The following is a 23,861-nucleotide window of genomic DNA, read 5'->3' as shown; positions in this document are numbered from 1 at the left end:
GGTCAGATGGCTTGAAGCTGGGTGTCTTGCTGCGGCTGGTCTGAATGCCGTTTGTCCACGAGCTGCCTGTAGTGCAGCTGCCGGTCGGCCGGCAGGCCCACGCTTACTACTGCGACAAGGATTTCGTCCTGGTAGTAGCCCATGACGACTCCGTCGTGGGGGGTCTTTGCGGAGCCTTCCAGTTCCACGATCCTGGTGGCCAGATTGGGGCTGCCCACTCCCTGGATCTTGAGGTCAAACTGGTTGCTCCAGAAGCTGGGCAGGGGAATGGCTGGCCCTGGAAGTGCGGTGTTGTTAAGCGCTGCAAGGAGGGCCTTGGCTGCGATTTTCGCGGTATCGCCCGGGATGGACCAGTGCTCGATCCGTCGGGCACCGGAGCCGTTCCGCAGATCCGGGAAGCGGGCGACATCGCCGACCGCCACGGCGTTCTTTGTTCCTACAACTCGCAGGTGTTCGTCGCAGAGCACGCCATTGCTGATGTCAATGTCGTTGCCCTCGAGCCACTCGACGTTGGGAATCGAGCCGACTGACTCGATGATGACATCAGCCCTGATCTCGGTGCCGTCCGCAAGCGTGATGCCGTTGCAGCTGGAGTCGCTTTCGGTGTCGGCCTGGGTGGAGAGAAGGCCCGCAACTTGGGCGTGCCCGTGGTAGGTCACGCCTTGCTGGACCAGGTAGTCCCGGATGCCGGCGCTGAGCTCTTCCCCCAGTGCCCGTTGCATTGGTCCGCTGGTGCCCTCAATGAGGGTGACGGTGCAACCGAGCTTGGTTGCGGTGGCTGCTGTTTCGCAGCCGATGAAACCAGCGCCGATGACGGCTACCTTGGTGCCCGGGCGGAGTTCCTGGTGCAGTTCAACTGCATCTTCGAGTGTTCTTAGGACATGGCGTCCGCGCAGCGGGCCGGGCAAGGGCAGCCTGCGGGGCCGCAGACCGGTGGCGATGACGAGTCCGTCGTAAGCCACGGTCTCACCGGTGTCCAGGCTGAGGGTGTTTTCGGCCAGGTTCGCGCCGATAACCTCTGTGCCCAGCTGCCATTGGACGTCGGAGACCGAAGACCGGTGGCGGAACTTCACCGAATCAAAGGCCTCGCCGGTCGTTCCGGGGTTCTCCAAAAGCTCCTTTGACAGGGGCGGCCGGTTGTAGGGCAGGTGCGTCTCAGTGCCGATGACCGTGATGGTTTCGGTCCAGCCCGCGGCCCGGAGCTGTTCTGCAGCCCGGAGTCCACCCATGGAGCCGCCGACGATGACGATTCGGCGGGTCATGGCTGGTCTTGAATGAAGATGGCCTGGACAGGGCATGCGTCCATGGCATCTTCAACATCGGCGAGCAACGAGTCGTTGACGTTCTCCTCGTATTCAAGGATGCCTTCGGAGTTCATCCGGAATACATCGGGCGCGGCGATCGCGCACTGGCCGTGGTTTTCGCAGAGCTTGCGGTCAACAAAGATTTTCATGGTCATTCCTGTTCTTGTGGGTCTGTTGGGGGCGGGTCCGGCTATTCGCCTTTGGTGAAGCTGATTGGCAGCCGGATCGGGCCCGTGTTGCCGGAGTCAGGCATCCATTCGTCCGCGCCGTTGATGTGGGGGTTGCGGAGCCGCCGCGCCAGGAGCGGGAGAGCTTCGCTCATGTCTGATCGTGCGACAAAGTGACCGAGGCAGTGGTGGACGCCGCCGCCGAAGCCGTGGTGCGGTGCGTGCTCGCCCAGGAGGTTCATTTCCGGTTCGGGGAAAGCTCTGGGATCGGTGCCGGCGCTTTGCGTGAAGAGGTGGACGGTTGTGCCCTTGGGGACGTCCAGTCCTTCGTAGCTGAAGTCTTCGACCGCCTCCCGGGTCACCCACGTAACTGTGGGGTTGATCCGCATGACTTCTTCAACGGCCTTGGATCCAAGCTCGGGGCGTTCTGCCAGAAGCTCCCACTGATCCGGATTGCGTATGAACGACTGCATCGCGAGTCCGAGCTGGTTACGGGTGGTGTCCATGCCGCCAAAGATCAGCAGTACAAGTGCGTTCCGGAGTTCGGCGTCGCTGAGGCTGTCGCCGTCCCGGCTTGCAAGCACCAGACGGCTGACAAAGTCTTCGCCCGGGTTGGCCTGGCGGTCCTTGATGAGTTCCTCGGCGTACTCGTACAACTCGGCCAGGGCTTCTTCGACCTTGTGAAGATCCTGCTTGAGGGTTACTCCCAAGGCTAGGCCGATGGTCGAGGCGAGGCGGGCGATGGTCGGCCATTCGGATTCCGGGATTCCCAGCATGATGGTCAGCACGCGGGTGGCGTAGGGCTCGGCGAAGTCACTGACGAATTCACATTCGCCCTTGTCTATGAACGCGTCGACAAGTTCGTTGGCCAGGGCCTGGAACCTGGGAACCAGTGACTTCAGCAACCGGGGCGAGAAGGCAGGGTTCAAGAGCCGGCGGATGCGGTGGTGGTCTTCGCCCTCAAGGACCAGGAGGTTCTTGGTCCACCAGTCATAGAACAGGCCACTGTGGACACCGTGGTGTTGGGGCCACTGAGCGCTGCCCTGCTTCAGCCGGGGGTCCTTGAGGAGCTTGGTGACTTCCTCATAGCGAAGGACGGCGATTCCGTAGTTTGTGCGTGCGTACCAGCTTTGTTCGCGGGCGTTCCGAAGTGCTTCGGACTGCATCGCGAAGGTGGGATCGGAAATATCCAGGTACGGGGCTTCAGCAATGGGTGTAGTCATGATCGTTCTCTCACAGGTAGTTTTCAACGTTGCTGGACTGGGCGTTTTCTGCCACCGAACGGTTGCTCCCGTTGGTCGGGACGGCGTCCGCTGCAGGGGCATCGCTGTAGGTGTAGGGCTTTTTGGCGAATAGGTAAATCAGGCCTACTCCGACGACGACCACGGCGGAGAGCAGGACGAGGTAGTTGACGAACCAGGGGCTGTCGGGGGTTCGTGGCCAGACCATGTTGGTGATGCCCAGTACGCCCCAGGTCAGGGCGGCAATGTTCACCGGCACACCCCACTTGCCGAGCTGGAACGCTCCTGACGGCTTCCAGCCTTTGAGGCGGGCACGCAGGGCGGCGAGGACGACCAGCTGGAAGCCCAGGTAGATTCCCAGCGCGGCGAAAGAGACGATCACGACCAGAGCGTCAGGAGAGACAACGGATCCGAGGATGATCAGGACAGGCACGACGCAGGCCAACAGCAGTGAGTACGGCGGAACGTGACGCTTTTCCTGGAACTGGGCGAGGAGGTGGCTGGCAGGGAGCATGCGGTCACGGGCCATGGAGTAGCTTAGGCGGCTCGCTGCAGCCTGCAGGCTCATGACGCAGGAAAGGAAGGAGATGAGCACGATCGCCAGGACGACTTTGTAGCCAAATTCGCCGAACGCGCCGGCAAGGACTGTGCCGACGGGGTCAGTGTTCTCTCCGGAGATGACGGCGGCGTAGTCAGGTACCGCGAGGATGAGGGACAGGCAGACGAAGGTGGCGGCGAAGCCTCCGATGTAAATCGTCATGCGCATGGCTTTGGGAATTCGGACACCGGGGTTGGGAACTTCTTCGGCGACGTCACCGCAGGCCTCGAACCCGTAGTACTGGTAGATCCCGATGAGGGCTGCAGCCGCAAACGCGACGAAGTATGTGCTCCCGTCACCCCCGGCGCCGAAGGAGTTGAAGAGGACACTGAGGTCATGCTGGCGTGCGGCAACGAGGAGCCAGATGCCGACAACGAGCGCCCCACCCAGTTCGGCGAAGAGGCCGAGCATTGCAACTTTGCTGAGCAGCTTGGTCCCACCCAGGTTGATCGCCGTCGCCGCCAGGATGAGTGCAATGGCGCAAATGATGGTGGACGTCGTCGTTGACTCCATGCCGACCAGGGCATCAAGGAATGTTCCTGCACCATATGCGACACCAGCGATGGTGGTCAGCAGGGCAATGAGGTAGACCCAGCCCGTCATCCAGCCCCACTTGGCCCCCCACAGGCGCCTTGCCCACGGGTAGACACCTCCAGCTACGGGGTAGTTGGAAACAATCTCGCCGAATACCAGAGCGACGAACAGCTGACCCAACCCGACGATCAGGAATGACCAGATCATGGGTGGCCCGCCCAGGCCAAGGGACGAGGCGAAGAGGGTGTAGACGCCTACAACTGGTGAGAGATAGGTGAATCCGAGAGAGACGTTCCCCCAGAACGACATTTCCCGCTTGAACTGTTTTTCGTACGTGTAGCCCAGCCGGGCGAGTTGCTCGGCGTCTTCATCTATTGGAGAGTGGTCCGCACTCTTGGCACTGGTGGACATGGGGACTCCTTTGGACGGCTGCGCCGCCGCCTATCGCTGAAAGGAAAGAAATCTGCTTGGGGGCTGGAATCGCTCATCGTGATCCGCGTCACCGATAACTCTAGTTTTAGATGTTTGAAATCGCAAGTGACGAATGAGGGATTTTGAGGAGCTGTTCAACTCGGAACGGTAGACGGCCGGTCAGTAGGGTGATAGCCCCATTTTGGCCGGGAAAATCATCCGTTTTGGTTCCATCGTGTTACTGCGATGTAAAACATGGGATTTCAGATTGTTGAATGCACCTCCTTGGACTGTGCTTCCACAGGCCCGCTCGCCACGGGCTATGTGCGTTACCGGGTTTTGGTGAGAACAGGGCCGTTGCTCAGCAATGGCCACCGGGTGGTTGCCGCCGTATCTGCAGGTGTCAGTCAGTTTCCGGGCCGTTGCAGTAATGGCAACCCTCTTCGCAGCCGTCCTGTGAGTCGACGCTGTCAAAAACATGAACGGCAGCTTTAGGCAGAACTTGAGAGCGGTCGGCAGAATCCGACGCTATTTCATGAGGGGCACCAGTGCTGGTACCAAGCGCCTGGCGCTCAAGACTGGATGGGCGCGTGAACCTGGTTGCATTCATCTCGAGGGGAGGGGAGGCAGTCCAGGTCCAAGGCGTAGAGCTTGCCGGGGCGAGGAGCGGGCGGGCGGCTCCTGGCCCCGGCACTGCGGGAAGGCCGGCAGGGACGTGGGCGCCTGCCGGTCGTCGGGCTGCCATTTCACGTTCCCTCCCCTGAGCTTGCTGATGAACAATGCTTTTCATCAAGATTCCTTTTGAGTTGGACGATCAGGGAGATCGCTCACGGATGAGGGGGTTTGGGGCTGCTGCGGCCGGTAATAAATGGCTCTAAGGTACTGTTTTCCCGCTGACGAGGGACCCTGTCAGCTACCTGCCGGCGTAGGGATCAGCAATTCCGATGTACTGGGTGGTGGTGTACTCGGCGATGCCCTCGGAGCCGCCTTCACGGCCGAGTCCTGATTGCTTAACGCCGCCGAAGGGTGCGGCGGCGTTGGAGATGATGCCGGTGTTAAAGCCGACCATGCCGAACTCGATCTGCTCGGCAACGCGCAGCAGCCGGTTGAAGTCGCGGCTGTACACATAGGAAGCCAGACCGTACTCGCTGGCGTTCGCGAGCCGGACGGCGTCTTCCTCGGTGATGAAGGTGGTGACAGGGGCGACGGGCCCGAAAATTTCCTGGCCCAGGATCGCGGCGTCGTTGGGGACGTTGCCGAGGACGGTGGGCTGGTAGAAGTACCCGGGTCCGTCCACCGGCGCGCCGCCGGTAACAGCGGTGGCACCGACGTTGACGGCGGCGGATACCAGGGCGTGTACGTCATCGCGGGCTCCGGCATCAATAAGCGGCCCCACCTGAGTGGCCGGGTCGGTGCCCCGGCCTGTGGCCAGGGCACCCATCGCGGCGGCGAACTTGGCGGTGAACTCCTCGGCGACGGATTCCTGGACGAGGAACCGGTTGGCGGCGGTGCAGGCTTCGCCCATGTTCCGCATCTTGGCAGCCATGGCGCCTTCGACTGCCTTGTCCAGGTCCGCGTCCTCGAACACGATGAAGGGTGCGTTGCCGCCGAGCTCCATCGAGGTGCGCAGCACGTTCTGCGCGGAGTCCGCCATGAGGCGTTTACCCACGGGGGTTGAGCCGGTGAAGGATATTTTGCGCAGGCGTGCGTCTTTCAGAAGCGGTCCGGAGATGCCCGAGGCGCTGGAGGAGGACACCACGTTCAGGACACCGGCGGGAAGGCTGGCCTCGATCATGGTTTGCGCAAAAAGCTGGGAGGTCAGCGGGGTCAGTTTGGCCGGCTTCAGGACCATGGTGCATCCTGCGGCGATGGCCGGGGCCACCTTGCGGGTGGCCATGGCGAGCGGGAAATTCCAGGGTGTGATCAGCAGGCAGGGTCCCACCGGCTTGTGCTGGACCAGGATCTTGTTCTTGCCTTCAGGGGTGGTGAGGTAGCGGCCGTAATCCCGGACCGTTTCTTCGGAGAACCACCGCAGGAACTCCGCCCCGTAGGTCACCTCGCCACGGGATTCCGCCAGCGGCTTACCCATCTCCAGAGTCATCAGCAGCGCGAAGTCCTCGGCCCGCTCGGTCACGAGCTCAAAGGCACGGCGCAGGATCTCCGCGCGTACCCGAGACGCGCTGCGCGCCCAGGATGCCTGGACGGTGTCGGCGGCGTCGAGCGCGGCGATGGCGTCTTCGCTCGTGGCCGAGGCCAAGGTAGCGAGCACCTTTCCGGTGGCGGGGTCGTGAACGTCGAACGTGCCGCCGTCCGACGCGTCCCGCCACTGACCTCCGATCAACAAACCGGTGGGGACAGAGGCAAGGAGATCGACTTCACGCTGGTGTGGGGCAGCAGTCGGATCAACGAGGGCAGTAGTCATGAAATTCCTAAAGAACGTGAGTGACGGCGATAGCCCCCGCCCTTAGGTGCGGGCTATCGCCGTCCTTTGATTGATCAGATGAAGGGACGTACTCCATCTCAGTCAGATAGTGCGGTCCCTGATAAAGGCAGCGACCTGGTCCACTGTTTGTTCTCCCCGGGGAATTCGTCCCGCAGAGGTAAACAGCCCATGGGCGTACCCGGGAAGGTGCTGGTACAGGACTTCCGTGCCTGCCCGGGCCAGTGCGGCGGCGTAGTTCGCGCCTTCATCAACCAGCGGGTCGTTGTCCACGGTGATCACGTATGTTGGCGGCAGTCCTGCAGGGAGCTGAGCCATGGCGGGGCTGATATCCGGTGCAGAGCGGTCTACACCCTCTGGCAGATAGTGGCCCGCAAACCAGGCGATAGTGTCGGCAACCAGGGGGAACCCATCGGTGACGCGGTTGTAGGACGGCGAGGACATGGTCAGGTCCACCATGGGGTACATGAGGACCTGGCCGACGACGGGCAGGGGGTCCGTCGTGGTGGCGTTTTCGTTAGTCAGGACTGCGGCCAATTGCCCTCCCGCGCTGTCACCGACGAGCACAGCCTCGGTTACGTCCAAGCCGTGCTCGTTGCCGGCATCAAACAGCCAACGCATCGCGCGGCGGCTGTCGTCTATCGCGGCCGGGTAGGGGTGCTCCGGGGCAAGCCGGTAGTCCACTGCAATGACGGGCAGGTTGGTGAGGGAGGCCAATCGACGGCACAACCCGTCATGAGTTGAGAGGCTCCCCATGACCCATCCCCCGCCGTGGAAAAACAGCACGGCGGGGGTGGGTCCTCCGGTGTTGCGGGGGTCATAAACCCGGACCCTGAATTCCTCCACGTTGAAATTCGTGACCGACGACAGCAGGTCACCGCTCAGTCCGTTGGCCCCGCAGCTGTTCTCGTAGAGCTCGCGCACCTGCTTCACGGGGTAGGAGTGAAACGGGCGCCCGCCGGAGGCCCGGAATTTCTGCAAAACCTCTGCAGCGTCTGGTGCTACACGCCTGCCGCTGAACCGGTCGGTTTTTGTCACTTTGCGGGCCCGGATCCGGCCAGCTGCAGGTAGTCCTCAAGCTGGAGGTCGTGAGTGTGGGCCCGGTATTCTTCGACAGTTCCGGACCAGTTGTTGATGACGCGGCCGTCCTCGTTCTTGTACCAGGAGGAGCATTCGGAGGAGAACGCGGACTTCTGGAGTTCTTCCTGGACGTGTTCGTTGAACTTCTCAACTACCGCCCGGTCTACTTCCAGGATCCGTGATTCATCGGCCGCGATGTACTGGACAGCCTGGGCGATGTAGCGGTGCTGGGCCTCCATCATTGACAGGTTCGAGTTGTGGTTGAGGTTAGTGTTTGGGCCGTAGACCAGGAAGAGGTTGGGGAAGTTGTCGACGGTGATGCCCAGGTAGGCTTCCGGGGCGTTGCCCCACCGCTCGTCGAGGCCGATTCCGTCCCGCCCTGAGACGCGCATGGATCCCATGAAGGCGTGGCTCTTGAACCCGGTGGCGTAGATGATGACATCAAATTCGTGCTCGACACCGTCAGCGGTGCGGAGGCCACGGGGAGTGAATTCCGTGATTGCCTCTGTCACGAGCTCTACGTTCTCGCGGGTCAGTGCGGGGTAGAAATCATCGCTCCGCAGGATGCGCTTGCAGCCGAAGTCGTAGTCGGGGGTGAGTTTGGCCCGCAGCTCAGGGTCAGAGACCTGGTTTTCGAGGTGCTGGCGGGCCAGTTCGACCCCTTCCTCGGAAGCTGCGGTGTGGCGGCGGGTACGTTCGAATCCGACTTCTCGGAATTCGTGGATTTCCTGGCGCAGCTGGCGGTAGGTGTCCGGGTTTTCCTGGAAGCGGGCGCTCTCTTCCTCGGTGAAGATGTGCTGGTCGCGGGGGAGAATGTAGTTGGCTGAACGCTGGAATACAGTCAGGTTCGATGCGATCTTGGCGACCTCGGGCACGTACTGAACGGCAGTTGCAGCGGAGCCGATGGAAGCGACGCGTTTGCCGGTCAGGTCCAGGTCGTGCCGCCACTTGGAGGAGTGGAAGGTTACGCCTTCGAAGGTTTCGGTGCCGGGGAAGTTGGGGATGTTTGGTTCGGTCAGCTGGCCCCAGGCACCCACCACCGAACGGGTCAGGAACTCCGAGCCGTCGGCCGTGTGCACGGTCCAAAGGCGGCGGTCCTGGTCCCATTCAGTCGCGGTGATGTTCTGGCCGAAGTGGATGTGCTTGCCGAGCCCGAATTCCTCAACCATGGAACGCAGGTAGCCCTGAAGTTCCTCCTGGCCGGCGAACATCCGGGTTACCTTGAGGTTCAGGAAGTAGCTGTAGCAGTAGATCAGGGCTTGGGTGTCGCAAGCGGCACCGGGATAGGTGTTTTCGCGCCACACGCCTCCCACATCGTTGCCGCGCTCGAGGATCAGGAAGTCCTCTATGCCTTCCTGGACGAACTGGGCTCCCTGGCCCAGGCCGCCGAAGCCTGCACCGATGATGATTGCGCTGTAGATGTGGTCATTTGTGGATGTCATGATGTTCTCACTTCGGAGCTGGAATGTGGGTGGTCAGGAAAAGGTGATGATTTGGCGCAGTGCGTGACCGCCGTCGAGTGTGTCCATGGCGCGGTTGATTTCTTCGAGCGGGATCGTGTCCGAGACGAGGCCTTCAACGGCCAACTGGCCGGATCGCCAGAGCTGTTCGTAGATCGGGATGTCGTGTTCCGGGACTGCCGAGCCGAGGTAGCTGCCCACGATTGACCGGGCCTCTGCTGTCAGGGTCAGGGGGTCGATGGAGACCGACTGGCCGGGTGCCGGCAATCCCACGGTGACAGTGATGCCGCCGGGCTTAGTCAGTGCGATGGCAGCTTCCAGAGCGCGCGGGTGTCCGGCGGCTTCGATGACGGCGTCGAACTTTTCGCCGCGTTCCAGGGCATCAGCAGAGGTCATGGCGTCCGCGGCACCAAGGTTCCGGGCGGCTTTCAGCTTGGCTGGCAAGGTATCAATGCCGACGACGTGGTTAACTCCGGTAGCGATGGCTGTAATGAGTGCCGCCATGCCGACTCCGCCGAGACCGACGATGGCTACCCGGGCGGAAGGCGCCGGCTTGGCGACATTGAGGATGGCTCCTCCGCCAGTGAGAAGGGCACATCCGAGCAAAGCGGCGATGTGCCCCGGGACGTCGGACCCGACCGGCACAACGGAACGGCGGGAGACCACGGCGTGTGATGCGAATGCCGAGACTCCAAGGTGGTGCTGAATGGGCTCACCCTCGCGGGAGAGTCTGCGGTTTCCGCCCAGCAGCGTTCCTTCAGTATTGGAAGCGCTGCCCTGCTCGCACGGCGTTTTACCATTGGAATTGCATCCGGAGCATTCACCGCACCGGGGGAGGAAGGTCATAACGACTCGCTGGCCCAAGGAGATGTCATTGACGCCCTCGCCCATTTCCTCAACGATGCCGGCCGCCTCGTGGCCGAGCAGCATCGGAACTGGTCGTGGCCGGTTTCCGTTGACGACGGAAAGGTCGGAGTGGCATATGCCGGCTGCCTCGATACGGACCAGGATCTCGCCCTTGCCGGGACCTTCGATTTCGATGTTCTGCACATGGATGGGACGGGTGTCCGCGTAGGGCCGCTCTGCCCCTATGGCCTCAAGTACAGCCCCGCGTATGGTCCTGGTGCCGGTGGCCGGCGTCGCGGTTGACTTCGTATCTTCGATCGTCACGATTGTCCTCTCAGTGGTGCAGTAAGGCTGTGCACTGTCCATTGAGATTAGGCAGCCGAGAGGGTCGCGTCACGGTGCAGAAAGTCGATATATGCGCTTTCCTTTGTACGAAGCGTCAAAGGGGGGCGGGTCGCAGAGTGTAACCGCGTTCAAGCGAGGCACATGCGGCTCGCGGGTTAAGCAGCTTCAACAGGGGATCGTTTCGGCCGGTGGCAGGCGGGTTTCCGGCCAGCGGGGCTGGCGATGCGGCCTAGTCGTTCCGGGGCGTCTGGGAGCGGCCTCTAAGGGCGAGCCAGAGCTGGGCGGCTACATCGGGGTCATCCAGGTCAACCCCCAGCAGTTCCTTAGCCTGGGCAATTCGGTAGCGGACCGAGTTCCGGTGCACTCCCAGTTCACGGCCGGCCGCCTCCCATTGCCCGCGGTGCGCCAGGTAGGAGCGAACCGTTTCAAGTAGCTGCCCGGGATGGGAGGCTAGTTCCTCCACCCATTCATCTGCCGGCAGGTCGAGACCGTGACCAACGCGTATTAGCTGACCGGCGGGCGCTGAGGCGGCGACCTCGGCCACCTGCGAGCCGATTTCGTGAAGGCGCCGCAGAGGCATCGGTCCACCCCATGCACCGCGGACCCCTTTCGGCAGCGTCGGATAAGGGCTCGACGCTGCCTGAAGCACAAATACGACCCCGGAACGCTCAAGTACCAGCCCGGACAGGGCGTGCTGCGCCGCCAGCTGTTCGCTATCGGGCAGGACGGCGACGAAGGCTGTTTCCGGTAGCGGGGCGGAGTCCATCTGCTTTGCAAGGAGCCGGGCTGCATCGTCGTGTCCTTCCAGCACCAGCGCTGCGAGCATACCCTCAGCACGTCGACGCTCGGCCGCGGCGTTCCGCTGTCCGGCTGCCCTGGCCGCCAGGAGCGTAGATGCGGTGAGGAACAAGTGCCGCTCGGCAGCAGCCAGTTGCCCGCTTCTGCCTAACGCCAGGTAGCCCGAGGCGGACGGACCGTCAGATACCGGGTAGAGGGAAGCAACACCGGATGCCAGTTGGACATTGCCGGTGGCACCCCGGCGTGCGTCCCGCAAAATGGCAGATTCCCGCGTGAGTTCGGTCAGCAGTCCCGGCGGCAGTTCAGCACCGTTGGCAGCCGAGGATGGGAGCCCGTCGCCTTCAGGCAGGTATGCAACCCAGGTTCCCAGAGCGCGGGACAATTCCCGGACAATCTCCGGTTCCGCGTCATCCTGCGCGGCGGCCCGCGTCAGTGCCACCTGAAGCCCTAACAGAGCGGTGAGTTCGGCTTCGCCGCCCTGCCTGACAAGCTCCCAGTATGCGCGCGACACGGCCAGGAACGGGGACTCGCGGGGAACAGTCAGAAGAGGAAGCTCGGCAGTTACGCATGCCGCCCGCAGTTCGTCCGGCACCATGGCATGTCCTGAGCCCAAGCCGAGACCCAGCGCAGCTACGCCGCCTTCCACGAGACGTTGCACATAGTTTTTAGCCGCCTCTTGGCGCGCGTCTCCATCCAGGCCGGTGAGCTGCAGTCCGACAGTGAGGAGAAGCTCGCCGCCGTAGAGGAACATTGTGGGATCCTCGAGTTCGGAGACGTGCACGCCCGTCAGTTCAACGCGGGGGAGCGGAATGGGCCAGTAGGGCGTCAAGTCCCGTTTTGCAGCCTCAACAAGCCTTGCGAGGGTGATCATGTGTAAATCATAGGCGACCCCATTTTTGTACGTTGTGACTGATCCTTATTTATGGTTGGACGAATCGTCTAACGACACGTGATCGGACTGTCCCTATGGTGGATTTCACCACACGAGGAGGACCTATGACTGTCACATCAGAACTCGCCGCAAATCAGGCCAAAGATCCGGCCGCCGTTAAGGCCATAGCACGCCGCCTGCTCACCGAGCTTCCGGGCCCGCGTTCCCGCGAGCTGGAGGCCGAGCGCCGCCAGCACGTCACCGACGCTTTTGGTATCACTCTGCCCGTGTTCATCGACCACGCGCAGGACGCGCTGCTCGTAGACGTTGACGGAAACCATCTGATTGATTTCGCCTCAGGCATCGCCGTGACCAGCGTTGGTGCTGCCAACCCGAAGGTGGCCAAGCGGGCCGCCGCCCAGCTTGAGCGCTTCACCCACACCTGCTTCATGGTGACCGAATATAAGTCCTTCGTTGAAGTCTGCCGATGGCTCAACGAGCACACCCCCGGTGACTTCGAGAAGCGGACCGCGCTGTTCACCACCGGCGCGGAGGCTGTAGAAAACGCTATTAAGGTCGCCCGGTCGGCTACGCGCAGGCCCAATGTTCTCGTCTTCGACGAGGCATACCACGGCCGCACCCAGCTCACCATGGCGATGACGGCAAAGGAGAACCCGTACCGGCTCAACTTCGGACCTCTGCCGGGCTCAGTTTTCCGCGGACCGACGGCGCCCGCACACACCTCTCCTGATGGACCCGGGAAGGCCCTGGAACAGATCGAGGCACTTCTGGCAGAACACGGCGCGGAAACGTTCGCCGCTATGGTTATCGAACCGATTCAGGGCGAAGGCGGCTTCATTGTCCAGGCCCCCGGGTACCTCGAAGGCATCCGTGAAATCGCGACCCGCCACGGCATCGTCCTGGTTATCGATGAGATCCAGGCCGGAATGGGCCGCACCGGAACGCTGTTCGCTTCCGAGCACGAAGGTATCGCCGGCGACATCACACTGACCGCGAAAGCTCTTGGCGGCGGATTGCCGCTTTCGGCCGCAACCGGCCGCGCCGAACTGATGAACGCTGTCCACACCGGCGGTCTCGGCGGGACATACGCTGGGAACCCTGTAGCCTGCGAGGCCGCTCTGGCTGTCTTCGAACTCCTCGAAGACGGCAAGCTTCTGGAGAACGCCACTGCCATCGAAGCCGCAGTCAGGCGCCGCCTGGAGCCGCTCGTTGAACTTGACGGCGTCACAGACGTTCGCGGCAGGGGTGCAATGATGGCGATCGAATTCCGCGATGCCTCCGGGCCCCGTAAAGACCTCGCCACCACGGCCGCGAAGGCAGCCAACGCTCATGGTGTCCTGACTCTTACCTGCGGGACCAACGGAAACATCATCCGGCTGCTGCCTCCGCTCGGGATCGAAGCGGACGTCCTCGACGAGGGCCTTGCAGTGCTGGAGGCATCCATCCGGTCGGTATTGTCATGATTTTCCGGGGAAGGCGGACCCGGCGGGGTCAGCTATGAGGGCGGGAGCGGACTCCGGCGCACCACTGGAGGGGATCGTCGTCGCCGATTTCTCCCGCGTGCTCGCCGGTCCGCTCGCGACCATGACTCTGGCCGATCTCGGTGCCCGGGTCATCAAGGTCGAGCGCCCCGGAACCGGAGATGACACCCGGCAGTGGGCGCCGCCTTCCTCAAAGACAGGTGCGACCTACTTCGAAAGCGTCAACCGGAACAAGGAATCCGTCACCCTTGACCTGACCGACCCGGAAGACCTGGAGCTTGCCCGGGAACTGGCCCGCCGCGCCGACGTCCTGGTGGAGAACTTCAAACCCGGAGGGCTCGCCAAGCTGGGCCTCGGATATGAGTCACTGGCCGAGGAGAACCCAGGCCTGGTGTACGCATCAATTTCGGGTTTCGGCTCCGAAGGCGGCCGTGATCTGCCCGGATACGACTTCATAGTTCAGGCTGTCGGCGGACTGATGAGTATTACCGGTGACCCGGAGGGCGACGCCTATAAAGTGGGCGTCGCCCTGGTTGACGTACTGACAGCGAAAGATGCCACGATCGGCATCCTCGCCGCCCTTTCCGAACGTAATTCCACGGGTCGGGGCAGGCGGATCGAGGTCAATCTTCTATCGAGCCTTCAGGGCGCCCTTGCCAACCAGGGTCAGGCATACCTCGGCGCCGGTGTTACTCCGACCCGGCTGGGCAATGACCACCCTTCCATCGTTCCTTATCAACTTCTTGCCACAGGTGATGACCCACTGGCCGTTGCCGTTGGTAACGACTCGCAGTTCGCCAAGCTCGCCAGCGCCATCGGCAAGCCGGCGCTTGCCGCTGATCCCCGGTTTGTCACCAACTCTGCCCGGGTCAGCCATCGGCGGGAACTTGTCCAACTGCTGGAAGCCGGGCTAGCAGGCGCTGGAGCGAAGGAATGGCAGGACCGGCTGGTTTCCGTGGGAGTACCGGCCGGCCCCGTGGCCGGCATAGGTGAAGGCATCGCCTACGCCGAATTACTGGGTCTGAAGCCGACCATTGACGTCCATGACGCCCACGGGAACGTTACCGGCCGCCAGATCCGGCACCCGATCACCTGGACGCCGGCACTGCCGCCCCGGACCCAAGCTCCACCCGCCCTCGGCGAGCACACCGCAGACGTGCTGGACTGGCTGCGGCAGGCAAAGACCAAGACGCTCATCTCTACCCCCCAAAGTGCCGCCCATTCAGAAGTCGTTTATGCCCAGGAGGGACCCCATCATGACTCTCGCCCCTAGTTCCGCCGACGTCGAGGCCGCTGCCGCGCTCGATCCCTCGGACCTGATCTCCTTCGATACCCTCCTCACGGACGAGGAAATCGCCCTGCGTGACCGGGTCCGGAATTACGTTCGGGAGGAAATCAAACCGAACATCGCAACCTGGTATGAAGAGGCCCGGTTCCCGCTGGAAATCGTCCCTGATCTGGCCAAACTTGGCCTGCTCGGAATGCATTTGACAGGCTACGGCTGCGCCGGGGGAAGCGCAGTGGACTACGGGTTGGCCGCTGCCGAACTCGAAGCCGGTGATTCAGGCATACGCACGTTCGTTTCCGTCCAGGGTTCTCTGGCCATGTCGGCAATTTCAAAGCACGGTTCTGAGGAACAGAAAGAGGAATGGCTTCCCCAGATGGCTGCCGGCACCGCCATCGGATGCTTTGGCCTTACGGAACCCACTGCCGGTTCCGACCCCTCTGCCATGGCCACTTTTGCCCGCCGCGACGGCGAGGACTGGATATTGACCGGCTCCAAGCGGTGGATCGGACTCGCCAACGTGGCCCAGGTGGCCGTTATATGGGCCCAGACGGACACCGGCGTGCGCGGATTCGTCGTACCAACCCAGACGCGGGGCTTTACCGCCACCCCAATTCAGCCGAAGCTATCAATGCGCGCTTCTGTCCAATGTGAAATCACCCTCGATGACGTACGCCTGCCTGCCGAGGCAGTCCTGCCGAATGTCACTGGCCTGCGCGGCCCTTTTAGCTGCCTCAACGAAGCCCGTTACGGCATTGCCTGGGGCACCATGGGCGCCGCGCGCGACGCCTTCGAAGATGCCTTGGACTATTCCAAGAATCGGCTCCAGTTCGAACGGCCCCTGGCCGGTTACCAGTTGACCCAGCAGAAGCTCGTGAACATGGCGCTGGAGATCAACAAGGGCTTCCTTCTGGCCCTGCACCTGGGACGGCTGAAAGACGCCGGCAAGCTGCAGAACCATCAGATCAGCGTGGGCAAGCTCAATAACTGCCGGGAAGCTATCGAAATCTGCCGTGAAGCACGCACAATCCTGGGCGGAAACGGGATAACCCTCGAACACTCGCCCCTTCGCCACGCAAACAACCTTGAATCCGTTCGTACGTACGAAGGCACTGACGAGGTCCACACCCTCATCCTCGGCCAGAAGCTAACAGGTATAGGAGCCTTTCGGTGAGTGCCGCCGTTGCTGCACCCGACACGTCAGGCACCGCCCCCGGTGCAACGGGGACGGTGCAGCTCGGGCTCCTCATCAACGGAGACTGGGTACCAGGCAACGGCAGCCACCTTACCTCTGTCAATCCCAGCCGCCCCGAGGAGATAGTTGCCGAAGGCGGCGTTGCCGTCCTTGAGGATCTCGACAAAGCCATCCTGGCGGCGCGCGGCTCACAGCGGGCCTGGAGCCGCACCCCGATTCACGAACGCGGCGCCGTCCTCTCTCGAGCGGCCGCAGCCCTGGAGTCCCAAGCCGACGTACTTGGCCTCGAACTTTCCCGCGAAGAAGGCAAGACCCTGACCGAGGGAAAGGCAGAGGTGCTCCGTGCAGCTCACATCCTGCGCTACTTCGCCGCAGAGGGTGACCGCGCGGCCGGGGAACACTTTGCTTCGCCCCGGCCCGGGGAACGTATCCTCGTAACGCGTAAGCCGCTGGGCGTCGTCGCCATCATCACCCCGTTTAATTTTCCGATCGCCATCCCGGCATGGAAGATCGCTCCTGCCCTGGTGCACGGTAACACCGTGGTGTGGAAACCCGCTTCCACCGTCCCGCTTCTCGCCATGCGCTTTGCCGACGCTCTCATCAGCGCCGGGCTGCCCGCCGGGGTACTTAACCTGATCGTTGGCCCCGGCCCTCTCGGGACAGCCCTTGTTCAGAGCCCAGGCGTGGACGCCATGTCCTTCACCGGCTCCTCAGGGGTCGGACGTGCACTGGCAGCCCAGGCTGCCGTCCGGGGGATTCCCATGCAAGGAGAAATGGGAGGCAAGAACGCGGCGCTGGTCCTGGCCGATGCTGATCTGGATCTAGCCTCGGAGCAGGTGCTTTTCGGGGCGTTCCGCTCCACTGGCCAGAAATGTACCGCAACCTCACGGCTCATTCTCGCGGACTCCATCGCCGACGAATTCCTGGAGCGCCTCACGCTCCGGCTCGGCACCTGGCAAACCGGGGACCCCGTTGACCCGGAAGTACAGATGGGGCCTGTGATCAACGAAGCGGCGCGCAGGTCGATCACGAGCGCAATCGACACAGCCGTAGGGGCCGGTGCCGTTGCCGTCGCCGGCACGTCTGCGAAGAATCCTTTTGCCGGCACTCCCGGCGCCTTCATCGCCCCCACTGTGCTCGAACTCCCTGCGGGCCAAGCCGGATCTGCCAACCTCGCCTGGCGGGAAGAGCTTTTCGGCCCCGTCCTGGCGGTCCGCCGGGCCGCGACCACGGAGGAGGCATTCGGTCTGGCAGAAGAGTCCGAGTTCGGCTTGTCCGCGGCGGTGTTTACCCGTGATCTGGCGACAGCGCTGGAAGCAGTCGAAGCCCTCAATGTGGGCATCCTTCACCTCAATTCGGAATCTGCCGGTTCAGATCCCCATGTACCGTTCGGCGGATCAAAGAAAAGCAGCCTCGGGCCAAAGGAACAAGGCGGCGCGGCAAAAGACTTTTACACACACACGACAACGGTCTACCTCCGAGGGTAGGAACGGAAGCAGGATCAGATGTCCCACACACTTTCACGAACGGCCGACGCCGTGGCCGTCCCAGCCGACAACCCTGGGCGGCTGAAAACCATTGAAACCTTCGGCGTCGTTGGCGCAGGTCTCATGGCAACCCAGCTCGTCCTGTTGGTCGCGGACAAGCTCCGCGTTCCCGTCCTCATCAGCGATCTTTCTGCCGACAGGGTGTCCGCCGCCCTTCACCGGATCCGCGGGCACCTCGAGCGGCAGGAGTCTCGAGGCAGGCTCCAACCGGGAGAGGCAGCAGAAATCGCCGGGCTGATCCGCGGCACAACGGATCCCTCTGGGTTCAGGGGGTGTGACGCGGCCATTGAGGCGGTCTTTGAGGACCAGAAGACGAAACGCACAGTTTTCCGGCAGTTGGAGGACTCCATTGCGCCCGATGCGCTTTTGCTCACCAACACATCCTCGCTTTCGGTCACCGGGATGGCCCGTGGCCTCAGGCACCCCGAAAGGGTGCTCGGGTTCCATTTCTTCAATCCGGTCGCTGTCCTCCCGCTCGTTGAACTGGTCCGGACTCCGTCTTCATCCGATGCAGCCCTGTTGACCGCGGGGGATCTCGCCGAACGGCTGGGCAAAACAGCCGTGCCGGTCGCTGACACGCCTGGTTTTGTCGTCAACCGGCTCCTCACGCGCCTGTTCAGCGAAATTCTCGCCGAAATCGATAAAGGCGGGGACCCCACCACCGTTGACCGTTCCCTCGAAACATGGGGTTTGCCCATGACGCCCCTGCACCTGATCGGGTACATCGGTCCCGCGGTACAACGGCACATCTGCGACACGTTGCATCGGGCTTACCCCGATCGTTTCGGCCGGTCAGCTTCTCTCACTGCGGTAGTCGAGGCCGGACTGCCGGGCTTCTTCGATGAAAACGGCAAGGTACCGCCGGCGGCCCTGATACTGCCCCCGGAGCCGCACGAAGTGGACCCGGACCGGGTGCGGCGTCGAGTCCGCGATGCCCTGGCCCAAGAAGCCCAATTGATGCTGGACGAGGGAGTCATCGCCGCCTGGGAGGACATCGACCGCTGCATGAGCCTCGGTGCCAATTTCCCGCCCGGCGGCCTTACCCGCCTCCTCACAACATGACCTGCACAAGCAATCAGAACGAAGAACGGCCACCCGAAGTTACTTCCGGCCGTCTCCACCATCGAAACCCGGAGCATTTGCATTGAAAACAGAGACCGTCTTCCGATCGACCGACCCAAGGGACGTCGTTATTGTGGGCGCAGCCCGCACCGCCCAGGGACGCCTGCTGGGCCAACTGGCACCACTTACAGCAGTTGAACTCGGCGGAGCAGCTATCGCTGGTGCCCTTGCACGCGCCGGCATCCCGGCAGACATCGTCGACGCCGTCATCATGGGACAAGTTCTCCAGTCAGGGGCCGGTCAAAACCCTGCCCGGCAGAGCGCAGTCGCTGCGGGAATACCCCTGAGTGCACCGGCGGTCACAGTGAACAAAGTGTGCCTCTCGGGACTGTCAGCCATCATCGAGGCCGCCCGAATGCTGCGCCTCGGCGACGCAACCGTAGTCGTCGCCGGCGGCCAGGAGTCCATGAGCCAAGCCCCCCGCCTCGTCGCAGGAACCCGGACGGGGAATGCCTACGGGACGCTCACGCTGGTTGATGCAGCCGCCCACGACGGCTTAACCGACGCGTTCGACCACGAGGCCATGGGCCTAGCTACTGACCGTGCCAACTCGGCACTGGGGATCTCACGGGTAACACAAGACGCCGCCGCCGTTACCTCTCACTTACGGGCAGCGGCGGCACAGGAATCAGGAGTGTGGGCCCAGGAAATCATCCCGGTTAAGGTTCCCACCCGAAAGGGCGTCCTCGAAGTAACCCTGGACGAAGGCATCCGTCCCGACGCTTCACAAAAGTCCCTGGCCCGGCTCCGCCCCGCCTTCTCCCCGGATGGGACGGTGACAGCGGGCAACGCTTCCCCATTGACCGATGGCGCCGCGGCAGTCGTGCTCACCACCCTGGAAACTGCTCAGAGGCATGGGTGGGACATCGTCGCAACGCTGCGGGCCCACGGCCAAATCGCCGGTCCTGACACGTCCCTTCCAGATAAGCCCGCTAAAGCCATCCGAACGGCCCTGGAGCGCGAGGGCTGGACAGCCGAGGAACTCGACGTGGTAGAGATCAACGAGGCCTTCGCTTCAGTTGCGTCGCATTCTGGTGAACTGCTTGGTCTGCCCGATGACCGGATCAACATACACGGTGGCGCCGTTGCCATTGGACACCCAATCGGTGCTTCAGGTGCCAGATTGGTTGTCACGGCAGTGCACGAACTCATCCGCCGGGAGACCGGCCGGGCCGCGGTTGCACTGTGTGGAGGCGGGGGCCAGGGCGACGCCCTGCTCCTGGAACGCTGATGTTCGAGCAGTGGAACACCGACACACACCTCCGCCGGACCGTAGATTGGCAGAGCCATGTAGGGGATATCGTAGAAATCCGTGACAACACCCGCGTTGTTCGCCGGGGCATAGTGGAAGAAGAAATGCCGGACGGCTCAGGCCTGTGGTTAGCGGCAGACGCCACTGACCGCAGGGAGTACTTCCATAAAGATCTTGGCTACGAGCTTTGGGTCTAGTACGGAGGGATCCAACAGCAGTTGGCTGAGGGGCAGCGTTCCCGTCAAATGGTGCAGTGTTCCCGTGAAAAATCACATTCGAACACTTTCACCGTTTCGAGTTCCGTCTCAAACACCAACTGCAGGCAGCCGGCATGCTCGTGACCCGCGTGATGATCGGGCCCGGGTTGCCGGTTGCTGGCTCCTCATTCCTATTGGCTCCTGGGCGCCAAAACACTCCTGGCTGGACTCCCCACGGCCGTCCCATGGGGCTTTTATCTAGCTCATCTGCTGTAGCTTCAGCTGTACCGCTTGCCACAGCAGATAAGGCTCGAAATACCGCCGAATCCGCAGGCTTGTGGAATCGTTCCTTTGACTTGTCATTGTCGCGGTCTTTCTGCTGCCTTACTTGGCAGCTGGACGCACAAAGAGACGCCCCCGCGGTGGTGATTTTGACTATCTTCTTCCAGCACTGAACCATTACAGTGGGCCGCTAAGGCGGTGCCCTGGGGTCATTCGCACCGGTAATACTTCCGGTACCCAGCTCGCGCTTCCCTGGACCCCTATGTCCTCATTGTCGAGACGCTGGTCGGTGCAATCCTTTGGATTATTCTCCTCATCCGGACACGACGGCCATGAAAGGCTGCCTGCAGGCAGGGGAAAGGGTGGCCCCGTCCAGCAGCGGTCGCGCCTAGCTGAGCCCCAGCAGTGGGTCGTACCTAACTAAGCCCAGCACCGCTGATGGGACTCGCCAGGGACCGGTGGTCCTGTGGAGACGGCACGAGCGCGGCGCAACATCATGGTCAGCGCCGTGGATGACGATAGTGACAGAACTAAATGGCCGGCTCCCATGGTTCTTTTACCCGATGCGGGAGCGCCAGCACAAAGCCCGGCCTCGGAAAAACCGAGGAGATTCTGCTAGCGGCTCTGGCTGCCGTGTGCAGCAGCCCGGCGTGTCGTGTCAATCAGCCGCCGATCGGAGTGCTCTTGCTTCCCGGCGTAGCTTACCCACCCGGACTGCTGCACACCGCCAACCGAAGAGGAAGTACCGAGGCCTTCTTCGGTTGATCCGAGGCGCCGGGAGGTGTTCTTGCTTTGTACAAGGGTCCTGCTTTTCATGATCTTTTCTTTTCTCTAAATCGGGTAATCCAAAGGGGAGGTGCGAGCGTTGATTAGGAGTATGTGTTCCGGGAGCCGGCTTTTAAGGAGGGAGCTAGCTCGCGAAGGAACGTCCATACCGTCTGTGAGCCCCGGAGCGCCGGCATGATTTCTCCCTGCTGCAGGTAACGGACTGGCAAGGGGGCATTCTCAGGCCGCCACCAACCGCTGGAAGGGGCGTGATCCCCAGTTCTTGCATTGATGATCAAGCGGTGTGAACGGTTCATCTGGAGCTGCATGCTTGCCCCTTCTTTCAGCGTGGCTCTGACTGTGACTGCCTGAACACTGAATGCTGCTTGGGAAAATCAGGCTGTCCCATGATCCTAAGGAGGTCATAAACACGCGTCACCGTACGGTTCGTCAAGACTTCTGCTTTTGTCTGTACTGATCGCCGAAACAGTCGATTTTCGTTCTCCATTCGCCGGTAGAGTCCCCTCATGGCACCAACGAGATGGCCCGAAATACTCTTTGACGACTACGAGGACGTGCGCAGATTAAAAGCCCGGTATTTTCGCTACATCGACCTTAAACGTTGGTCAGACCTCCGGGCGCTTTTCTCCGACCGAGCTGAAATCTTGGGCTTCAGTTTCTCTCCAGCCGGCCCTGACACGTTCGTTGAGGCAGTGGGCGCCTACATGTCAGGTGTGGTATCCATACACCAAGGATTCATGCCCCAACTTGAGCCCCGATCCAATAACTCGATTCGCGGGATTTGGAGCATGTTCGACCAGCTGACCTGGGAGCCCGACTCGCGCGAAGAGCAGGGCTTTCATGTGCCGGGTATGTGGGGGATCAGAGGCTACGGTCACTATGAAGAGGAGTACGTCCGGACGGCCGAGGGATGGCGGATCTCATTCTTAAAACTTTCTCGGCTCCGAATTGAGCCGCTCGTTGGTCCGGGTCACCACATACCCGAATTTTCCCTTACCCCTGCAACGGAGGGGTGGCTTGATTAGCGTCAAAGCTTCTTCCTGCCAGATCGGAAATGACCTTTGTTGTGCGGCGGCAACCGATAATCGTCTTAGCGGTCCCGGTTTACCCTTGGGATAGTTGAACGAAGGAGCAGCGGTTAGCTATGTGTAAGTAGCTCCTGCATCACTAACGCGTGAACGGCCACATTGCACTTATGGGCATAGGCGCGGGTATTACGGTGGTCGCCACTTCAGCTATCTACTGAGTGATCGGATGGTAAGGACCGTTCAAGGGCGGTCAAGCGCAACTCTTCAATGTCCTGCTAAGCAGACGATACGCATGGAAAACAGGAGGCAAAGCACCGTTATGACAAGTCTGCGCACCGCCCTTGCAGAGGGAGTTAAGGAGTGGAGGCCACCTGTCCAGGCAATGGCCCACGAAATCCATTCCAACCCCGAGGTGGCCTTCGAGGAGGTCCGTTCCTCGGAGATTGCAGCGGCACTCCTGGCTGAAGGCGGTTTCGAGGTTGAGCGAGGCACTGGTGGCCTTCCTACAGCGTTTATAGCCACCGCCGGGAGCGGCGAGTTGAAGGTGGCACTGTGCGTGGAATACGACGCGCTTCCAAACATTGGACATGCATGTGGGCACAACCTGATTGCTGGGGCCTCGGTCGCGGCCGCCCTTGCCTTGCGACCGCATGTAGATGAGCTGGGCATCACGCTAAAAGCCATTGGAACCCCTGCTGAGGAGAGCGGCGGCGGCAAGGCGCTTCTGCTGGAACGGGGAGCGTTTGACGGTATCTGCCTTGCCCTGATGGTCCACCCTGTCCAGGACGGAGTGACCTACAACCCGGCCGGTACCAGCGCCCAAGCTATGGGCAAGTACAGGGCAACGTTCATTGGAAAGGCCGCCCATGCGGCAGCAGCCCCCCATCTAGGCGTGAACGCGGCAGATGCAGCTGTGCTGAGCCAAGTCGCCGTGGGGTTACTGCGCCAGCAAATACCCGGGGACCACCGGATAGCTCTGTACATAGCTGAGGCCGGACACGCCACGAACATCATCCCGGAACGGGCGGTAGTTGAGTTTGAGTGCCGGGCGTTCACCCTCGGGGAATATGAAGCCCTGCTTGAGCGCGTTCTCGCCTGCTTCGAGGGCGCCGCCCTGGCAACTGGAACAACGCTGACTGTTGAGCCGACAGAACCGGCATACGAGCCGCTACTCCAAGACAACGCCCTGGCAGCGCACTGGACGGAGGCCATGCACACGTTCGGTAAAGACACAACCAGCTCGGCCGGCATGAGCGGGGGCTCAACTGATATGGGCAATGTCTCCCAAGTAATTCCCACCTTGCATCCCTGGCTGAGCATTCCCGGTGCGAACGTACCCATCCACTCACACGGGTTCGCAGCATTTACCGATTCGCCTGAGGCATACCGGGTGATGTTTGAGGCAGCCACTGCACTGGCGTGGACCATCGCTGGAGCAGCGACAACCCCAGCTGAAAGAGCACACTTCATCAAATCCGCATACAACCCCCAGACTTCCGCGGCCAAAAATACCTCCGGTGTCCCCGGAGATCGTCCAGGACCGCACTAGCGCCATGCAGCACCATTTAGG

General features: G+C 62.0%; 17 protein-coding genes. 8 read left to right on the top strand and 9 right to left on the bottom strand.

Going from position 1 to position 23,861, the window contains the following annotated elements:
- Positions 1–2: 2 nt before the first annotated feature.
- The 9 genes from M1D93_RS21145 to M1D93_RS21105 all read right to left on the bottom strand — a co-directional run bounded on the left by M1D93_RS21145 (position 3) and on the right by M1D93_RS21105 (position 12,095).
- A complete protein-coding gene (locus M1D93_RS21145) occupies positions 3–1,262 on the bottom strand; it encodes an NAD(P)/FAD-dependent oxidoreductase (protein WP_461175205.1) in 1,260 nt (419 codons plus the stop codon).
- Positions 1,259–1,453 (bottom strand): ferredoxin, encoded by a 195-nt coding sequence (locus tag M1D93_RS21140; RefSeq protein WP_461175204.1) that lies wholly within the window; start codon positions 1,451–1,453, stop codon positions 1,259–1,261. Before M1D93_RS21140 ends, M1D93_RS21145 begins: the two co-directional genes overlap by 4 nt.
- A gap of 41 nt (positions 1,454–1,494) precedes the next feature.
- Complete coding sequence (locus tag M1D93_RS21135) at positions 1,495–2,694, bottom strand: cytochrome P450 (RefSeq protein ID WP_461175203.1); 1,200 nt, start codon at positions 2,692–2,694, stop codon at positions 1,495–1,497.
- 10 nt (positions 2,695–2,704) lie between these two features.
- A complete protein-coding gene (locus M1D93_RS21130) occupies positions 2,705–4,255 on the bottom strand; it encodes an APC family permease (RefSeq protein ID WP_461175202.1) in 1,551 nt (516 codons plus the stop codon).
- Between the two features lie 913 nt (positions 4,256–5,168).
- Positions 5,169–6,677 carry an NAD-dependent succinate-semialdehyde dehydrogenase gene (locus M1D93_RS21125; RefSeq protein ID WP_461175201.1) on the bottom strand — a complete coding sequence of 503 codons (1,509 nt, stop codon included), beginning with the start codon at positions 6,675–6,677 and terminating at the stop codon, positions 5,169–5,171.
- A gap of 102 nt (positions 6,678–6,779) precedes the next feature.
- Positions 6,780–7,676 (bottom strand): alpha/beta hydrolase, encoded by an 897-nt coding sequence (locus M1D93_RS21120; protein WP_461175200.1) that lies wholly within the window; start codon positions 7,674–7,676, stop codon positions 6,780–6,782.
- Between the two features lie 53 nt (positions 7,677–7,729).
- Complete coding sequence (locus tag M1D93_RS21115; RefSeq protein WP_461175199.1) at positions 7,730–9,217, bottom strand: flavin-containing monooxygenase; 1,488 nt, start codon at positions 9,215–9,217, stop codon at positions 7,730–7,732.
- Positions 9,218–9,250: 33 nt separating this feature from the next.
- On the bottom strand, positions 9,251–10,405 hold the full coding sequence (locus tag M1D93_RS21110; protein WP_461175198.1) for an alcohol dehydrogenase catalytic domain-containing protein: 1,155 nt from the start codon (positions 10,403–10,405) through the stop codon (positions 9,251–9,253).
- Between the two features lie 250 nt (positions 10,406–10,655).
- On the bottom strand, positions 10,656–12,095 hold the full coding sequence (locus M1D93_RS21105; RefSeq protein ID WP_461175197.1) for a PucR family transcriptional regulator: 1,440 nt from the start codon (positions 12,093–12,095) through the stop codon (positions 10,656–10,658).
- Positions 12,096–12,220: 125 nt separating this feature from the next.
- On the opposite strand from M1D93_RS21105, the gene M1D93_RS21100 reads away from it, so the two are divergent.
- The 8 genes from M1D93_RS21100 to M1D93_RS21065 all read left to right on the top strand — a co-directional run bounded on the left by M1D93_RS21100 (position 12,221) and on the right by M1D93_RS21065 (position 23,840).
- Entirely contained in the window at positions 12,221–13,579 is a 1,359-nt protein-coding gene (locus tag M1D93_RS21100) for an aminotransferase class III-fold pyridoxal phosphate-dependent enzyme (protein WP_461175196.1), read from the top strand.
- A 34-nt stretch (positions 13,580–13,613) separates the two neighbouring features.
- Positions 13,614–14,870 (top strand): CaiB/BaiF CoA transferase family protein, encoded by a 1,257-nt coding sequence (locus M1D93_RS21095; RefSeq protein ID WP_461175195.1) that lies wholly within the window; start codon positions 13,614–13,616, stop codon positions 14,868–14,870.
- Positions 14,854–16,056, top strand: coding sequence for an acyl-CoA dehydrogenase family protein (locus tag M1D93_RS21090; protein ID WP_461175194.1), 1,203 nt, complete (start codon positions 14,854–14,856; stop codon positions 16,054–16,056). The genes M1D93_RS21095 and M1D93_RS21090 overlap by 17 nt, the downstream gene beginning before the upstream one ends.
- Positions 16,053–17,564: an aldehyde dehydrogenase family protein gene (locus M1D93_RS21085; RefSeq protein WP_461175193.1), complete on the top strand. Its 1,512-nt coding sequence runs from the start codon at positions 16,053–16,055 to the stop codon at positions 17,562–17,564. The genes M1D93_RS21090 and M1D93_RS21085 overlap by 4 nt, the downstream gene beginning before the upstream one ends.
- 18 nt (positions 17,565–17,582) lie before the next feature.
- A complete protein-coding gene (locus M1D93_RS21080; RefSeq protein WP_461175192.1) occupies positions 17,583–18,686 on the top strand; it encodes a 3-hydroxyacyl-CoA dehydrogenase family protein in 1,104 nt (367 codons plus the stop codon).
- 82 nt (positions 18,687–18,768) lie between these two features.
- On the top strand, positions 18,769–19,977 hold the full coding sequence (locus M1D93_RS21075) for an acetyl-CoA C-acyltransferase (RefSeq protein WP_461175191.1): 1,209 nt from the start codon (positions 18,769–18,771) through the stop codon (positions 19,975–19,977).
- A gap of 1,792 nt (positions 19,978–21,769) precedes the next feature.
- The gene (locus tag M1D93_RS21070) at positions 21,770–22,288 is read left to right on the top strand and encodes a nuclear transport factor 2 family protein (protein ID WP_461175190.1); all 519 of its coding nucleotides are present in this window, start codon (positions 21,770–21,772) and stop codon (positions 22,286–22,288) included.
- Positions 22,289–22,610: 322 nt separating this feature from the next.
- Positions 22,611–23,840 carry an amidohydrolase gene (locus M1D93_RS21065; protein WP_461175189.1) on the top strand — a complete coding sequence of 410 codons (1,230 nt, stop codon included), beginning with the start codon at positions 22,611–22,613 and terminating at the stop codon, positions 23,838–23,840.
- Positions 23,841–23,861: the final 21 nt, after the last annotated feature.

The sequence above is a fragment of the Arthrobacter sp. Z1-9 genome (genome assembly GCF_054792695.1).
This window is presented reverse-complemented; position numbering and strand designations above follow the sequence as displayed.

Excerpts from the sequence above, each read along its gene's own strand:
- M1D93_RS21065 (WP_461175189.1), top strand. The coding sequence starts at position 22,611 with ATGACAAGTCTGCGCACCGCCCTTGCAGAGGGAGTTAAGGAGTGGAGG.
- M1D93_RS21140 (WP_461175204.1), bottom strand. The coding sequence starts at position 1,453 with ATGAAAATCTTTGTTGACCGCAAGCTCTGCGAAAACCACGGCCAGTGC.
- M1D93_RS21115 (WP_461175199.1), bottom strand. The coding sequence starts at position 9,217 with ATGACATCCACAAATGACCACATCTACAGCGCAATCATCATCGGTGCA.
- M1D93_RS21095 (WP_461175195.1), top strand. The coding sequence starts at position 13,614 with ATGAGGGCGGGAGCGGACTCCGGCGCACCACTGGAGGGGATCGTCGTC.
- M1D93_RS21145 (WP_461175205.1), bottom strand. The coding sequence starts at position 1,262 with ATGACCCGCCGAATCGTCATCGTCGGCGGCTCCATGGGTGGACTCCGG.
- M1D93_RS21125 (WP_461175201.1), bottom strand. The coding sequence starts at position 6,677 with ATGACTACTGCCCTCGTTGATCCGACTGCTGCCCCACACCAGCGTGAA.
- M1D93_RS21080 (WP_461175192.1), top strand. The coding sequence starts at position 17,583 with ATGTCCCACACACTTTCACGAACGGCCGACGCCGTGGCCGTCCCAGCC.
- M1D93_RS21135 (WP_461175203.1), bottom strand. The coding sequence starts at position 2,694 with ATGACTACACCCATTGCTGAAGCCCCGTACCTGGATATTTCCGATCCC.
- M1D93_RS21105 (WP_461175197.1), bottom strand. The coding sequence starts at position 12,095 with ATGATCACCCTCGCAAGGCTTGTTGAGGCTGCAAAACGGGACTTGACG.
- M1D93_RS21090 (WP_461175194.1), top strand. The coding sequence starts at position 14,854 with ATGACTCTCGCCCCTAGTTCCGCCGACGTCGAGGCCGCTGCCGCGCTC.
- M1D93_RS21070 (WP_461175190.1), top strand. The coding sequence starts at position 21,770 with ATGGCACCAACGAGATGGCCCGAAATACTCTTTGACGACTACGAGGAC.
- M1D93_RS21100 (WP_461175196.1), top strand. The coding sequence starts at position 12,221 with ATGACTGTCACATCAGAACTCGCCGCAAATCAGGCCAAAGATCCGGCC.
- M1D93_RS21130 (WP_461175202.1), bottom strand. The coding sequence starts at position 4,255 with ATGTCCACCAGTGCCAAGAGTGCGGACCACTCTCCAATAGATGAAGAC.